Below are 15,105 nucleotides of genomic sequence, written 5' to 3' on the forward strand. Positions count from 1 at the left end.
AGCCCGCGGTGGGGGGACCGCACGCCTATCGATGGTCTGGAAAAGATTCTGGATAATAAAGCATGACCCGCTTGACGGCTAGCGCCGTCGGAGACCCTTGTAATGCCTGACCAAGATGTACGCTTGCAACACCTGAATGTTTGGCTTGATGAACAGTTGGACACCTTGTTCGAGAACGAGGGGTGGGGTCCCGTGCCCCCGGCCACATTGACTGCGGCCAGCAGTGACGCGAGTTTCCGACGCTACTTCCGATGGGAGGGCGAGGGCCGCAGTTTTATCGTGATGGACGCTCCGCCGCCCCAGGAAAACTGCCAACCTTTCGTCGAAATCGCAGATTTATTGCGTACCAGCTGGATAAATGTTCCAAAAATTTACGCTCAAGACCTGGAGCGCGGGTTCCTTTTGCTCAACGATCTGGGCAATAAAACCTTTTTGGACGTGATCAACAGCAGCAATGCCGATGAATTGTTCAAGGACGCCATCGAAGCCTTGCTGGCCTTCCAGCAATTGCCGATGACGGCCCCTTTGCCCAGCTATGACGTAGCCTTGCTGCGCCGCGAGCTTGAACTGTTCCCGGAGTGGTACGTGCGCCGGCATTTGGGCGTCGAGTTCACGGAGCAACAATTGGCGGCCTGGCAGCGTGTCAGCACGCTGTTGATCGACAGCGCACTGGCGCAGCCCCAAGTGCTGGTGCACCGCGACTTTATGCCGCGCAACCTGATGCTCAGTATTCCCAACCCCGGCGTGCTCGATTTTCAGGATGCCGTGTATGGCCCGGTGACCTATGACATCACCTGCCTGTTCAAGGACGCGTTCCTCAGTTGGCCCGAAGAGCGCGTGCGCGCCTGGCTGGAAGACTACTGGAAGCTGGCCTTGCCACTGGGCATTCCGGTGGGTGCCAATTTTGAAGAGTTCTTGCGGGCCAGTGATTTGATGGGCGTGCAGCGCCACTTGAAAGTGATCGGTATCTTTGCCCGTATCTGCCACCGTGATGGCAAACCCCGCTACTTGGCCGACGTACCGCGCTTCTTCTCTTATATAGAAGCGGTTCTGGCGCGCCGTCCTGAACTGGCTGAGCTGGGTGAATTGTTCGCCAGCCTGCCCCTGTCTGCCGAGGCCCGTGCATGAAAGCGATGATTTTGGCTGCGGGCAAAGGCGAACGCTTGCGGCCGTTAACCCTGCACACGCCCAAACCATTGATTCGCGCAGGTGGTGTGCCGTTGATTGAGTACCACCTGCGTGCACTGGCAGCGGCAGGTTTTACCGAGATCGTGATCAATCACGCCTGGCTCGGCCAGCAGATCGAAGACCATCTGGGCGATGGCGCACGCTTTGGCGTGAGCATTCAGTACTCCGCCGAAGGCGAGCCGCTGGAAACCGGTGGAGGCATTTTTAAAGCCTTGCCGCTGTTGGGCGATAAACCTTTTGTCGTGGTTAACGGCGACATCTGGGCCGATTACGACTTCGCCGGATTGCGCCAACCGCTGGCTGGGCAGGCGCATTTAGTGCTGGTGGACAACCCGGCGCATCATCCCGCCGGCGATTTCTCGCTGAGCGATGGCCACGTTCAGGACGCGCTGCCAGGTGCCGACACGTTGACTTACAGCGGGATTGCGGTCTTGAGCCCGACGCTGTTCGACGGCTCGACAGCGGGGGCATTCAAGCTGGCGCCTTTGCTGCGTACCGCCATGGCTGCAGGTGCGGTGACAGGCGAGCGCTTGCAGGGGCAGTGGGTGGATGTCGGCACACATGAACGGTTGGCAGAGGTTGAGTTGTTGATTAAGGGCAAACACTAAGATGCTGTGGCCAGGGACTCTGATCGGAGCCGGGGCTGGCTTTTTCATCGCCAGCATTCCGGGGGCCATGCTGGGCGCCTTGTTGGGGCAAGCCCTGGACCGGCGCTTGCAGCTTCACAGTTGGGCGCAATTGCGTGAGCGTCTGGGCGGCCGTCCGGCCTTGCGCAATGATGAGCTGCTGTTTGTTTTACTCGGTCGGCTGGCCAAGAGCGGCGGGCGGGTTGTGGATAAACATATCGAACAGGCGCGCCAGGAAATGCGCCAGCTCGACATGAACCCGGCCGCGCAGCAGCGCGCGATTGCCGCGTTTAATCGGGGCAAGTCCGGGCATGACTCGTTGCGCGGTTATCTGCTGCGCCTGCGGGCTCAGCCAGCGGCGGCCGAAGGCGTGCTGCGGGCCTGTTGGCGAATGATTGTGGCGGACGGTCGGGTTGACCCCAAAGAGCGAACATTGATTTTCCAGTGGGGCCGTTGGTTGGGCTGGCCCCCGCAACAAGTGCAGCTGCTGGGGGCCGATTACGAGCCGCAGAAAAAAACACCCGCGACCCGCGGCGGCACGTACCAGCAGGCGCTGGCCTTGCTTGGCGTGACCGCTAGCACCGACCCCGAGCACATCAAACGGGCTTACCGGCGTTTGCTCAGCCGTCACCACCCGGACAAAGTGGCGGGCGCCGGTGCAACCCCGGCGCAGGTGCGTGAGGCCACCGATAAAACCCGCGAGTTGCATCACGCGTATGCGTTGATCCGTGAGTACCGCGGTTTTCGTTAGTCCGGCTTGTCCACTGCCTTCGGGCTGAGCCAGCCGCGAACCCTGCGCAACAGTTGTTCCTGTTCAGCCTCGCGATTGCCGGCAATGGTGTCCAGGCCGATCTGGTTGAAATTTGAGCGATCCATGCGTTTGCTGGCGTGTAGCCGTAGCAAGGCGGCTTTGCGCATAAGCGGTTTGTCTTTGTAGAACACATCCAGAAGTTCAACCGAGAGCGCCGGGGCCAATACATTGATATCGGGTTCGACCTGAGCGGGTGACTGCGCCGACACCAGAATCAGCTTTTGCACCTGCTTGGGCTGCTTTTCGTTCAGGTAACGCGTTGCCCAATAAGCCCCCGTGCCGTGCCCGAGCAGCACAATACTGCGCATGTGTTGCTGTTGAGCGAAGGCAATGGCCGCGTCGATGCGGGCGAAAATGCGCTCGGCGTCAGCGTTGGTCAGCGCTTCCAGGGTTTGCTCGGGTTGCAGCTCGGTGTCCGAGTTCTCGGTACCGACACTGGCGGCCTGCTCGATGGGTTTGGCTGTGGTGCTGGCCTCTTTACTGCTACTGTTCGGCGCGGGCTCTGTAGGAATTTTCTCTGGTTCGGCCGCGCGCGGTTGGCTGGCTTCGCTGCGCAGGTCAGGCAAGCTCAGGCTCAGGCTGGCCCAGTTGGCGTCTGGCAGTTTGTTGCGCAATGGGCCTACGACCCGTGGCCAGTCGGCGTTTTCACCGGCACCGGGGACGATCACCACGACGCCGCTGGGGTCACTGCTGTTGGCCGGTTTCCAGAGCGCCAGAAAAGTATCCTGCGCGGCTTGCAGGTGTTGCTGCTCAGCGGCCGGCACTTGTCGTTCAAGTGCAGTGGCATCTTCCTGGCTGCGTTCAGGCAAGGGTTGACGCACCACGGGTGCGGGTTGCGCGGGTGTGGTGTCGGGAGCTGGCTCGGCCGCCAGGACCGGTAAGGCAGATGACAGGTACAACGCCGCCAACGCCAGGCGCAAAGAAGACATAAGTAATTCCAGGCCAGAAGTTATCCCGGCAGCGTAATGGGTGTGAGTGTTGCGATGAAGCGTTTTTGCTATCTGTTGGTTATCGGCTGGTTGTGGCTGCCCTTGATGGGGCACGCGGCGTCCATCCCGGCTGCGCAATTAAGTCCCGAGCAACAGCAATGGCTGGCGCAGCATAAAGCGCTGCGGGTCGGCCTGGTATTGCAGGCGCCTTATGCCACGTTTGACCAACGCTTGCAGCAGTTGTCCGGGGCCAATGTTGAGCTGATGAAATGGCTGGCGCAGAGCCTGGACATCGACCTGACCTGGCGCACCTACCCGGACCTTGAACAGTTGGAGAAGGCCGCACGTGAGGGGCAAATCGACATCGCGCCGGGGCTCAAGCAAACCCCGGCCGGGCTGCGCGTGTGGATTTTTTCTGACCCTTATATGCGGGTCCCGCAATTGTTGGTCGGTGAACGCAATGGCTCAGGTTCGGTAGACCTTGATCGCATCGACAGCAAAACCCGTGTGGCCGTGCGGATGCCCGGAGCCACGGCAGATTTTTTGCGCTCCAGTTATCCGGGGCTCAATCTGCAAGGCGTGCCGCTGGAGCGTCAGGCCCTGCAACTCTTGCTGAGTCAGCAAGCCACCTATGCGGTGATTGATGAAGCGCAACTGGCGCGGCTTTCTGCCGAGCCTGAGTTCACCGCCCTGGCGGTGGTTGGCGACATTGGCTTGCCGCAGCTTTTGCGGGTGGGTACGCGTCGGGACTTGCCCGAGCTGGCTGGCATCGTGGAGCGCGGGCTCCACGCGATTCCTGCACGGGACATGGAGCAACTGCACACGCGCTGGTTGCAGCCCAAGTTCGCGCGCTCAACCCATTCCCCCGGCTTCTGGCAAAACCTCGTGTTGCTGTTCGGGGCGCTGATGTTGGCCAGCATGGCCATTGTGGTGTGGCAGCGCCGCCAGCAGAGTGTTCTGGAGCAGGCGCTGTTGAAGGCCCGCGAAGACCTCGCCGAGGGGGCCGCCAGCGCCGAGGCCCTGCGCCTGACGCAGTTTTCCATCGACAAAAGCCCGGTGGGCATTTTATGGGTTAACTGGGACAGCCATGTCCGGTATGCCAATCAGGCGGCCGAAAGCATGTTGGGCTATTCGCCTGGCGCGGTGCTCGACCGACCATTGAGTGATTTCGAGCCGGGCCTGGACATGGACCGCTGGTTGAGCTTGTGGCGCCGCGCGCGGGGTAACGAGGACACGGCGCAGCGCATGGAAGCGATTTGCGTGCGGGCTGATGGCAGCGAGTTCCCGGCTGACGTGACGTTGAGTTTCCTGCGTTTTAAACAGGCCGAATACCTGGTGGTTTACCTGCATGACATCACCGAGCGCCGCCGCGTGCAGGCCGCGTTGCAAGAAAGTGATGCGCGCTTGCAAGGCATTGCGGCCAACGTGCCGGGGCTGGTGTTTCGACTGGAGCGCTCGTTGCTGACGGGCGAGTTGGACTTCCCTTATATCAGTGAAGGCAGCGAGAGCCTGGTGGGGTTTTCTCCGGCGACCTTACGCCGGCATGACGTCGGCCTGCGCAGCCTCGTGCACCCGGATGACAGAGCCGATTACCATCGAGTGCAGGACGTGGCCATAGACAGCGACAGCGACTGGTCGTGGCAAGGGCGGATTCTGACCCGCGAAGGGCTGCAACGCTGGGCCGAGATCAAAGCCATTACCCGCCGTCTTGAAGACGGTACGGTGGTCTGGGACGGGATTGTCTGGGACATCAGCGAGAGCAAGCGCATTGAGCTGGAACTGGACAGTTCACGCGGTCAGTTACGTGAGCTGTCGGCGCATCTGGAGAGCGTGCGCGAGGAAGAAAAGGCGCGAATAGCCCGCGAGGTTCATGATGAGCTGGGGCAAATGCTCACGGTGCTTAAACTCGAAACCTCTATGTGTGAGCTGGCGTATGCGGACCTTAATCCGGGGTTGCGCGAGCGGCTCAATAGCATGAAAAAACTCATCGCCCAGTTGTTCCAGCTCGTGCGTGATGTGGCCACGGCCTTGCGCCCGCCGATTCTGGATGCCGGGATCAGCTCGGCGATTGAATGGCAGGCTCGTCGTTTTGAAGCACGCTCGAATATCCCGTGTCTGGTACAAGTCCCTGAACAACTGCCGCCGTTGAGTGCGGCCAAGGAAGTGGGCCTGTTCCGGATTTTGCAGGAAGCCCTGACCAACGTGCTGCGCCACGCCGATGCGCAAACGGTTGAGTTGACCTTGCGTGTCGAAGGTCGGGAGTTGTGCCTGACCATCAGTGATGATGGCCGGGGCTTTGAGCCGACGGCCGGGCGGTCGACCTCCTTCGGCCTGGTGGGCATGCGCGAGCGCGTCCTGATGCTTGGCGGCACCCTGGACCTGCACAGCGAACCGGGCGAGGGCACTAACTTGGCGGTGCGCGTGCCATTGATTCAACGCCAGCCAGACCCAAGTGACTCTGAATAAGGAAGGACCTGTGATTCGTGTACTGGTAGCAGAAGATCACACCATCGTGCGTGAAGGCATCAAGCAATTGATCGGCCTGGCGAAAGACTTGTTGGTGGTGGGCGAGGCGAGCAATGGTGAGCAATTGCTTGAAACTTTGCGCCATGTGCCGTGTGAAGTGGTGCTGCTGGATATCTCCATGCCGGGGGTGAATGGGCTGGAGGCCATTCCGCGGATTCGTGCGTTGAACAACCCGCCGGTTATTTTGGTGTTGTCGATGCACGACGAAGCGCAAATGGCCGCCCGTGCCTTGAAGTTTGGCGCGGCGGGTTATGCCACCAAAGACAGCGACCCGGCACTGCTGTTGACCGCCATTCGCAAGGTGGCGGCGGGTGGGCGTTATATCGACCCGGAGCTGGCAGATCGCATGGTGTTTGAGGTGGGGCTGACGGATGAGCGGCCGCTGCACGCGTTGTTGTCCGAGCGCGAGTTTTCGGTGTTTGAGCGCCTGGCTCAAGGCGCGAACGTCAACGACATTGCCCAGCAACTGGCGCTGAGCAGCAAGACCATCAGCACCCATAAAGCGCGGCTGATGCAGAAGCTCAACGTCACTTCGCTGGCGGAGCTGGTGAAGTATGCGATGGAGCATAAGTTGATTTGAATCGTAGGAGCGAGCTTGCCTCGCGATTTTTAGAAGGCAAAAAAGATCGCGAGGCAAGCTCGCTCCTACAGTTTTTTTGGGAGTGCATATCTGTTTGCGACAGTTTTGTGACGGCTCTCAACGCAGGCGCTGGGCTGGGTGGCTGGGGGCGTTCTGTTTGCGACATCGCTATAGGGCAATCCCTACAAAAAGCCTTCCAGCCTGCTGATGTAAATCTCTCCTGCGCCCCGATTTCTGTGGGCTGGCACCTTCTTTAGTCTTGAACTACAGCAGTCCAAAACAAAAGGTGCGGTTATGAGTGAGGTCGGTGCAAGCGCTGGGGCGAGTGATGTATTGGTCAGCTTCCGTGGCGTGCAAAAGAGCTATGACGGCGAAAACCTGATCGTCAAAGATCTTAATCTGGATATTCGCAAAGGCGAGTTTCTGACCTTGCTCGGACCGTCCGGTTCGGGCAAAACCACCAGTCTGATGATGCTGGCCGGCTTTGAAACGCCGACCGCAGGCGAGATTTTGCTGGCCGGGCGGGCCATCAATAATGTGCCGCCGCACAAGCGCGACATCGGCATGGTGTTTCAGAACTACGCCTTGTTCCCGCACATGACTGTGGCTGAAAACCTCGGGTTTCCGTTGACGGTGCGCGGCCTTAACCGCACCGATGTCAGCGAGCGGGTGAAAAAAGTCCTCAGCATGGTCCAGCTCGAAGCGTTTGCGCAGCGTTATCCGGCGCAATTGTCGGGTGGCCAGCAGCAGCGTGTTGCCCTGGCGCGGGCGCTGGTGTTCGAACCGCAGTTGGTCCTGATGGACGAACCGCTGGGCGCACTGGACAAACAGCTGCGTGAACACATGCAGATGGAGATCAAGCACCTGCACCAACGCTTGGGCGTGACCGTGGTGTACGTGACCCATGACCAGGGCGAAGCGCTGACGATGTCGGACCGGGTGGCGGTGTTCCATCAGGGCGAGATCCAGCAAATTGCCCCGCCGCGCACCCTCTACGAAGAACCTAAAAACACCTTTGTGGCCAACTTTATTGGCGAGAACAACCGCCTCAGCGGCCGCCTGCACAGCCAGAACGGGGAGCGCTGCGTGGTCGAGTTGAGCCGTGGCGAGAAGGTGCAGGCGCTGGCCGTGAATGTGGGCCGTACGGGCGATCCGGTGACGCTGTCGATTCGTCCCGAGCGCATCACCCTCAAGGACGCGAGCGAGTCCTGCGCCAACCGTTTCTCGGGGCGTGTCGAAGAATTTATCTATCTGGGCGACCACGTCCGGGTTCGTCTGGAAGTCTGCGGCAAGACCGATTTCTTTGTGAAACAGCCGATTGCCGAGCTGGACCCCACCCTGGCCGTCGGTGACGTCGTGCCGCTGGGCTGGCAAGTCGAACATGTACGTGCGCTGGACCCTGTATTAGAGGCGAATTGATCGCCCGGCTTCACCCACCCTGCACAGCGGAGAACACACAATGCACAAGACTTTAAAGTTAACGGCTCTGAGCCTCGGCCTGATGTTTGCGGGCAGTGCGCTGGCCGCGACTGACCTGACCGTGGTGTCGTTTGGCGGCGCGAACAAGGCGGCGCAGGTCAAAGCGTTTTACCAGCCGTGGGAAACCAAGGGCGACGGCAAAATCATCGCCGGTGAGTACAACGGTGAAATGGCCAAAATCAAGGCCATGGTCGACACCAAAAGCATCTCTTGGGACCTGGTAGAAGTGGAGTCGCCAGAACTGGCCCGTGGTTGCGATGAAGACATGTTTGAAGCGTTGGACCCTGCACTGTTCGGCAACCCGGACCAGTACGTGAAAGGCGCAATCCAGACCTGCGGCGCGGGCTTCTTCGTGTGGTCAACGGTACTGGCTTACAACGCCGACAAACTGAAAACTGCGCCGACCAGTTGGGCGGATTTCTGGGACACGCAAAAATTCCCGGGCAAGCGCGGTTTGCGTAAAGGCGCCAAATACACCCTCGAATTTGCCTTGATGGCCGACGGCGTGGCGCCGAAAGATGTGTACACCGTGCTGGCGAGCAAGGACGGGCAGAACCGCGCCTTCAAAAAACTCGATGAGCTCAAGCCTAATATCCAATGGTGGGAAGCGGGTGCTCAGCCGCCGCAGTACCTGGCCTCTGGCGATGTGGTCATGAGCTCGGCGTACAACGGCCGGATCGCTGCGGTACAGAAAGAAAGCAATCTGAAGATCGTCTGGAATGGCGGCATTTATGACTTCGATGCGTGGGCCATCCCTAAAGGCCTGAGCAAGGCTAAAGCCGACGTGGCGAAGAAGTTCATGGCTTTCACCTTGCAGCCGCAACAGCAGAGCCTCTACTCGCAAAACATTGCGTACGGCCCGGCGAACAAAGAAGCCATGCCTTTGCTGCCTAAAGACGTGCAGGAAGACATGCCGACCGCCCCGCAAAACATCGTTAACCAGGTGCAAATCGACGTCAGCTTCTGGGCTGATAACGGTGAGCAACTGGAGCAGCGTTTCAACGCCTGGGCTGCCAAGTAAGCAGTACGCAACTGCGGCGTGGCTGATCCGGCCACGCCGCCATCGTTTAAAGATTTCCGGAGTTCGCCATGGCCATCGCCGTTCCCCTGAACGAGGTCTCCAACACGTCGTTGAAAAAACGCCTTAAGCGTGCCGAACGGGTTAATCGCTGGAAAGCGCAGGCCCTGATCGCACCGTTGGTTATTTTCTTGTTGCTGGTGTTCCTGGTGCCCATCGCGGCCCTGCTCTACAAAAGTGTCGGCAACCCGGAAGTGGTGGAAGGCCTGCCGCGTACAGTGGTGGCCGTGCACAGCTGGGACGGTAAGGGTTTGCCCGCTGAGCCGGTGTACCAGGCGTTGAGCGAAGACTTGGCCGAGGCCCGCAAGAATCAAGTGCTGGGTGATTTGTCCAAGCGTCTGAACATGGAATTGGCCGGCTACCGCAGCCTGCTGATGAAAACCGCCAAGGGCTTGCCGTTCAAGGCGCAGCCAGCGTCTTACAAAGACGCAATGGAAGGCCTGGACGAGCGCTGGGGCGACCCGGCTTATTGGCAGGCAATCAAGCGCAATACCTCAAGCGTTACCCCGTTTTACCTGCTGGCCTCGGTTGATCATCGTATCGACGACTTGGGTGAAATAGCCCCGGCCACTCCGGATCAGTCGATCTATCTGGACATTTTTGCGCGTACGTTCTGGATGGGTTTTGTCATCACGTGCATCTGCCTGGTGCTGGCGTATCCGCTGGCGTACCTGTTGGCCAACTTGCCGGCACGCAAAAGCAACCTGTTGATGATTCTGGTGCTGTTGCCGTTCTGGACGTCGGTGCTGGTACGGGTCGCTGCCTGGATTGTCTTGTTGCAATCGGGTGGCCTGATCAATAGCGGGCTAATGAGCCTGGGCATTATTGATAAGCCGCTGGAACTGGTGTTCAACCGCACCGGTGTCTACATCGCGATGGTGCACATCTTGTTGCCGTTCATGATTCTGCCGATCTACAGCGTGATGAAAGGCATTTCTCCGACCTATATGCGCGCTGCGATCTCACTCGGTTGCCATCCGTTTGCCAGTTTCTGGCGAGTGTATTTCCCACAGACCTATGCCGGTGTGGGCGCGGGTTGCTTGCTGGTGTTCATCATTGCGATTGGCTACTACATCACCCCGGCCTTGCTGGGCAGCCCGAACGATCAAATGGTCAGCTACTTCGTGGCGTTCTACACCAACACCAGCATCAACTGGGGTATGGCGACGGCATTGGGCGGCCTGCTGCTGTTGGCGACCGTGGTGCTTTATCTGATTTACAACTGGCTGGTAGGCGCAAGCCGCCTGCGCTTGAGCTAAGGAGACCGCCATGCTGAGTCCTTATATGTCGCCCATTGAGCGGGTGTGGTTTTACAGCTTGCGCATTCTGTGCGGGTTGATCCTGTTGTTTCTGATTTTGCCGGTGCTGGTGATCATCCCGTTGTCGTTCAACTCGGGCAGCTTTCTGGTGTATCCGTTGCAGGGCTTTTCGCTGCACTGGTACCAGGATTTCTTTGGCTCGGCGGAGTGGATGCGGGCCTTGAAAAACAGCGTAATCGTGGCGCCTGCCGCGACTGTGCTGGCCATGGTGTTTGGTACGTTGGCGGCCATTGGTCTGACCCGGGGGCACTTTCCGGGCAAGGCGCTGGTGATGGCCTTGGTCATCTCGCCGATGGTGGTGCCGGTGGTGATTATCGGTGTGGCCAGCTACTTGTTCTTTGCGCCACTGGGCCTGGGTAACAGCTACTTTTCATTGATCGTGGTGCACGCGGTGTTGGGTGTGCCGTTTGTGATCATCACCGTGTCGGCGACCTTGCAGGGCTTCAACCAGAACCTGGTACGTGCTGCGGCCAGCCTGGGGGCTTCGCCGCTGACGGCGTTCCGCCGGGTGACCTTGCCACTGATTGCACCGGGGGTAATTTCGGGGGCGTTGTTTGCCTTTGCGACCTCGTTTGATGAAGTGGTCGTGACCCTGTTTTTGGCCGGGCCCGAACAAGCGACCTTGCCACGGCAGATGTTCAGCGGCATCCGCGAAAACCTCAGCCCGACCATTGCCGCCGCGGCGACGTTGTTGATCGCCTTCTCGGTGGTGTTGCTGCTGACCCTGGAGTGGCTGCGCGGGCGCAGCGAAAAAATGCGCACGGCCCAGGCATAAGGGTTACATCCAGCACGCATCCCATAAGGGATAGTCCCCGATTCGTGTGGCCAGGCCCGCACGGATCGGGTTTTGTACGATGTAGCGGGCGGTTTCTTTGAGGTCATCTTCACGGCGCAATGCCCTGTCGTGATAACCCTTTTGCCATAGTCGACCGCTGGACTGGCTGGCGTTGTTAACGGTCACGCTGCTGCGTGACTTGATACGGCACATTAATTCGCCCAGTGTTTTGTTGTTCAGTTCGACTAACCAATGAAAATGGTCCGGCATCACGACCCATGCCTTTGATGTCACGATGCCTTCGTCATGGGCTTGTTTAAATTGATCGACTAAAAGCCTGCCTAACTGAAAGTCTTCAAAAACTGGACGTCGTTGATCAGTCACCGTGGTGAGAAGATACAGTCGTCCTGGTTCGCAGTAGCGGCCTTTTAATAGGCGATTGCTGGTATAGCAACGCGGCATTCCTTTGCCCTCGTCTAGGTCCGTGTTTTTTAAAACTAGCCGTTGGGCGTAGACGTAGCCGCCTTCTTTATTCGCAAGATATTGCTGGAAGGTCCTTTGGCCCTTATCGCAGCCTTCGGCAGCGACTACATAGGTATGTGCCCTGTAGTCGCTGCCGCAGGCTGCGATCGGGCGCGAAGCGGTCGTGAAGTTGGCTTTAGGCACCAATCATCACGGTGCGGTGGCGCTTCTTGGCAGGGCGTATACAATGCCCGCCACCGTGATTTGCTTATTAAAAGGTGCGTTATGCAGCCCTTCGCTATTGCCCCATCGATTCTCTCTGCCGATTTCGCCCGCCTGGGCGAGGAAGTCGACAATGTGCTCGCCGCGGGCGCTGATATCGTGCACTTCGATGTCATGGACAATCATTACGTCCCCAACCTGACCATCGGCCCGATGGTCTGCGCCGCGCTGCGCAAGTACGGCATCACCGCGCCTATCGATGCCCATTTGATGGTCAGCCCGGTCGACCGGATCATTGGCGACTTTATCGAAGCCGGGGCGACTTACATCACCTTCCACCCCGAAGCCACTCAGCACATTGACCGCTCTTTGCAGTTGATCCGCGAAGGCGGTTGCAAGGCGGGCCTGGTGTTTAACCCGGCCACGCCGCTGGACGTGCTCAAGTACGTGATGGACAAGGTCGACATGGTCTTGCTGATGAGCGTGAACCCGGGCTTCGGCGGGCAGAAGTTCATCCCCGGTACGTTAAACAAGCTGCGTGAAGCCCGTGCACTGATCGACGCTTCGGGCCGTGATATCCGCCTGGAAATCGATGGTGGCGTGAACGTCGGCAATATCCGTGAAATCGCTGAAGCCGGTGCAGACACCTTTGTCGCCGGCTCGGCCATTTTCAACACGCCGAACTACGAAGAAGTCATCCAGAAAATGCGCGCCGAGCTAGCGTTGGCGCGCCCATGAGCCGTTTTGAGCAGTCGCTTCAGGGGCCGCTGCCTAAACTGGTGATGTTCGATCTGGATGGAACCTTGATCGACTCGGTTCCAGATCTGGCCGTCGCCGTTGAGAGCATGCTGCTCAAACTGGGGCGCCCACCGGCGGGCATCGAGAACGTGCGGATGTGGGTCGGCAACGGTGCGCCGTTGCTGGTGCGTCGTGCGCTGGCGGGAAACATGGATGCCAAGGGCGTCGATGACGCCGAAGCCGAGCAGGCGCTGGAGATTTTTATGGAAGCCTACGCGGGCGGCCATGAACACACCAAGGTTTACCCGGGTGTACGCGAAAGCCTCAAGTGGCTGCAAAAGCGGGGCGTTGAGATGGCCCTGATTACCAACAAACCCGAGCGGTTTGTGGCGCCCCTGCTGGATGAGATGAAGCTGGGCCGGTTTTTTCGCTGGATTGTCGGCGGCGATACCATGCCGCAGAAAAAGCCGGACCCTGCAGCGCTGTTTTTTGTCATGAAAATGGCCGGTGTAACCCCGCAAGAGTCGCTGTTTGTCGGCGATTCACGCAATGACGTGCTGGCGGCCAAGGCCGCGGGTGTACGCTGTGTTGCGCTGAGTTACGGCTATAACCATGGCCGACCGATTGCCGAAGAGTCACCGGATGCAGTTATTGATAACCTGCAAGAGCTGATAGCCGGTTGCTTAGATTCGGCGCCTGAGATAACGTTGGGCGCTCCTGTTCACCCCTCTCAAAGAGATTCCATCGTGGTGGTCACTCGCAAACTCTGGATGAAAGTTATCAAGGCCCTGGCCCGTTGGCGTTGGCGCGCCTGACTTTTATCTGGCCGCAGATCCGGCACGTTTGCATACCTGACTGTTTTACCTCAGACCACGAGGCACCTCATGATCCGCGAAGAATTCCTGCGCTTGGCCGCTGCTGGCTACAACCGTATCCCGCTTGCACGTGAAACCCTTGCTGACTTCGACACGCCGCTGTCGATCTACCTGAAACTGGCTGACCAGCCCAACTCCTATCTGCTGGAGTCGGTGCAGGGCGGCGAGAAGTGGGGGCGTTATTCGATCATTGGTTTACCATGCCGCACGGTGTTGCGTGCCCATGAGCAACAGATCCGCATCACCCACGACGGTGTAGAAATCGAAGCTCACGAGGTTGAAGACCCGTTGGCTTTCGTTGAGGCCTTCAAAGCGCGTTACAACGTACCGACCATTGCCGGTCTGCCGCGTTTTAACGGCGGTCTGGTGGGTTATTTCGGCTACGACTGCGTGCGTTATGTCGAGAAGCGTTTGGGTAAATGCCCGAACCCGGACCCGCTGGGTGTGCCGGACATTTTGCTGATGGTGTCGGACGCTGTCGTGGTGTTCGATAACCTGGCCGGCAAGATGCACGCAATTGTGCTGGTGGATCCGTCTGAGGCTGATGCCTATGACCAGGGCCAGGCGCGTCTTGAGGCGTTGCTTGAGCAGTTGCGCCAACCGATTGCCCCGCGCCGTGGCCTGGATTTCACCCAGCAGCAAGCCGCTGATCCGGTGTTCCGTTCCAGCTTTACCCAGGCCGATTACGAAAAAGCCGTCGATACGATCAAGGACTACATCCTGGCGGGCGACTGCATGCAGGTTGTGCCGTCGCAGCGCATGTCGATCGACTTCAAGGCCGCGCCGATTGATCTGTACCGCGCGCTGCGTTGCTTCAACCCGACACCGTATATGTACTTCTTCAACTTTGGTGACTTCCACGTGGTGGGCAGTTCGCCGGAAGTGCTGGTGCGGGTGGAAGACAATCTGATTACCGTGCGCCCGATTGCCGGGACTCGCCCACGCGGCGCCACGGAAGAAGCGGACCTGGCGCTGGAAAAAGACCTGCTGGGGGATGACAAGGAAATTGCCGAGCATTTGATGCTGATTGACCTTGGGCGTAACGACACGGGGCGCGTCTCGGAAACCGGTTCGGTGAAGCTCACCGAGAAGATGGTGATCGAGCGTTACTCCAACGTGATGCACATTGTGTCTAACGTCACTGGCCAGCTCAAAAGCGGCCTGACCGCAATGGACGCGTTGCGCGCCATTTTGCCTGCGGGCACGTTGTCGGGTGCGCCGAAAATTCGCGCGATGGAGATCATCGACGAACTGGAACCAGTCAAGCGTGGCGTGTATGGCGGCGCAGTCGGTTATTTCGCCTGGAACGGCAACATGGACACGGCCATCGCGATTCGGACCGCCGTGATCAAAGATGGCGAATTGCATGTACAAGCCGGCGGCGGCATTGTCGCTGACTCGGTACCGGCCCTGGAGTGGGAAGAGACGCTGAATAAACGTCGCGCGATGTTTCGTGCCGTAGCGCTCGCTGAACAAACCCCCGCATCCGACGCCTGA

At 59.1% G+C, this 15,105-nt stretch carries 14 protein-coding genes; 12 read left to right on the forward strand and 2 right to left on the reverse strand.

Annotated elements, in window-relative coordinates; all coding sequences use genetic code 11:
- Positions 1–102: 102 nt before the first annotated feature.
- From ACJJU9_RS01980 to ACJJU9_RS01990, 3 genes are read left to right on the forward strand one after another with little or no spacing between them, the layout of a single operon-like run.
- Positions 103–1,128, forward strand: a complete 1,026-nt coding sequence (locus ACJJU9_RS01980) for an aminoglycoside phosphotransferase family protein (RefSeq protein WP_407729948.1) — start codon at positions 103–105, stop codon at positions 1,126–1,128.
- Positions 1,125–1,796, forward strand: a complete 672-nt coding sequence (murU, locus tag ACJJU9_RS01985) for an N-acetylmuramate alpha-1-phosphate uridylyltransferase MurU (RefSeq protein WP_407729949.1) — start codon at positions 1,125–1,127, stop codon at positions 1,794–1,796. Before ACJJU9_RS01980 ends, murU begins: the two co-directional genes overlap by 4 nt.
- A gap of 1 nt (position 1,797) precedes the next feature.
- Positions 1,798–2,565, forward strand: a complete 768-nt coding sequence (locus ACJJU9_RS01990) for a TerB family tellurite resistance protein (RefSeq protein ID WP_048389624.1) — start codon at positions 1,798–1,800, stop codon at positions 2,563–2,565.
- Here ACJJU9_RS01990 and ACJJU9_RS01995 read toward each other — a convergent pair.
- Complete coding sequence (locus ACJJU9_RS01995; RefSeq protein WP_407729950.1) at positions 2,562–3,554, reverse strand: alpha/beta hydrolase family protein; 993 nt, start codon at positions 3,552–3,554, stop codon at positions 2,562–2,564. The genes ACJJU9_RS01990 and ACJJU9_RS01995 overlap by 4 nt on opposite strands.
- A 54-nt stretch (positions 3,555–3,608) precedes the next feature.
- On the opposite strand from ACJJU9_RS01995, the gene ACJJU9_RS02000 reads away from it, so the two are divergent.
- The 6 genes from ACJJU9_RS02000 to ACJJU9_RS02025 all read left to right on the forward strand — a co-directional run bounded on the left by ACJJU9_RS02000 (position 3,609) and on the right by ACJJU9_RS02025 (position 11,311).
- Positions 3,609–6,020 carry a PAS domain S-box protein gene (locus tag ACJJU9_RS02000; RefSeq protein ID WP_407729951.1) on the forward strand — a complete coding sequence of 804 codons (2,412 nt, stop codon included), beginning with the start codon at positions 3,609–3,611 and terminating at the stop codon, positions 6,018–6,020.
- Between the two features lie 10 nt (positions 6,021–6,030).
- Entirely contained in the window at positions 6,031–6,660 is a 630-nt protein-coding gene (locus ACJJU9_RS02005) for a response regulator transcription factor (protein ID WP_048372210.1), read from the forward strand.
- Between the two features lie 294 nt (positions 6,661–6,954).
- Positions 6,955–8,079, forward strand: coding sequence for an ABC transporter ATP-binding protein (locus tag ACJJU9_RS02010; protein ID WP_407729952.1), 1,125 nt, complete (start codon positions 6,955–6,957; stop codon positions 8,077–8,079).
- A 40-nt stretch (positions 8,080–8,119) separates the two neighbouring features.
- The gene (locus ACJJU9_RS02015) at positions 8,120–9,160 is read left to right on the forward strand and encodes an ABC transporter substrate-binding protein (RefSeq protein WP_314917086.1); all 1,041 of its coding nucleotides are present in this window, start codon (positions 8,120–8,122) and stop codon (positions 9,158–9,160) included.
- Between the two features lie 68 nt (positions 9,161–9,228).
- A complete protein-coding gene (locus ACJJU9_RS02020; RefSeq protein WP_048372205.1) occupies positions 9,229–10,476 on the forward strand; it encodes an ABC transporter permease in 1,248 nt (415 codons plus the stop codon).
- Positions 10,477–10,486: 10 nt separating this feature from the next.
- Positions 10,487–11,311: an ABC transporter permease gene (locus tag ACJJU9_RS02025; protein ID WP_048372203.1), complete on the forward strand. Its 825-nt coding sequence runs from the start codon at positions 10,487–10,489 to the stop codon at positions 11,309–11,311.
- A gap of 3 nt (positions 11,312–11,314) precedes the next feature.
- On the opposite strand, the gene ACJJU9_RS02030 is transcribed toward ACJJU9_RS02025, so the two are convergent.
- Positions 11,315–11,773, reverse strand: coding sequence for an REP-associated tyrosine transposase (locus ACJJU9_RS02030; protein WP_048372365.1), 459 nt, complete (start codon positions 11,771–11,773; stop codon positions 11,315–11,317).
- A gap of 285 nt (positions 11,774–12,058) precedes the next feature.
- On the opposite strand from ACJJU9_RS02030, the gene rpe reads away from it, so the two are divergent.
- From rpe to trpE, 3 genes are all read left to right on the forward strand, one after another.
- Positions 12,059–12,733, forward strand: coding sequence for a ribulose-phosphate 3-epimerase (rpe, locus tag ACJJU9_RS02035; protein WP_048372202.1), 675 nt, complete (start codon positions 12,059–12,061; stop codon positions 12,731–12,733).
- Positions 12,730–13,548 carry a phosphoglycolate phosphatase gene (locus ACJJU9_RS02040; protein WP_153367675.1) on the forward strand — a complete coding sequence of 273 codons (819 nt, stop codon included), beginning with the start codon at positions 12,730–12,732 and terminating at the stop codon, positions 13,546–13,548. Before rpe ends, ACJJU9_RS02040 begins: the two co-directional genes overlap by 4 nt.
- Positions 13,549–13,617: 69 nt before the next feature.
- Positions 13,618–15,105 (forward strand): anthranilate synthase component I, encoded by a 1,488-nt coding sequence (gene trpE / locus ACJJU9_RS02045; protein ID WP_048389631.1) that lies wholly within the window; start codon positions 13,618–13,620, stop codon positions 15,103–15,105.

Source organism: Pseudomonas helleri (assembly GCF_045830615.1).
GTDB classification, from domain to species: domain Bacteria; phylum Pseudomonadota; class Gammaproteobacteria; order Pseudomonadales; family Pseudomonadaceae; genus Aquipseudomonas; species Aquipseudomonas helleri.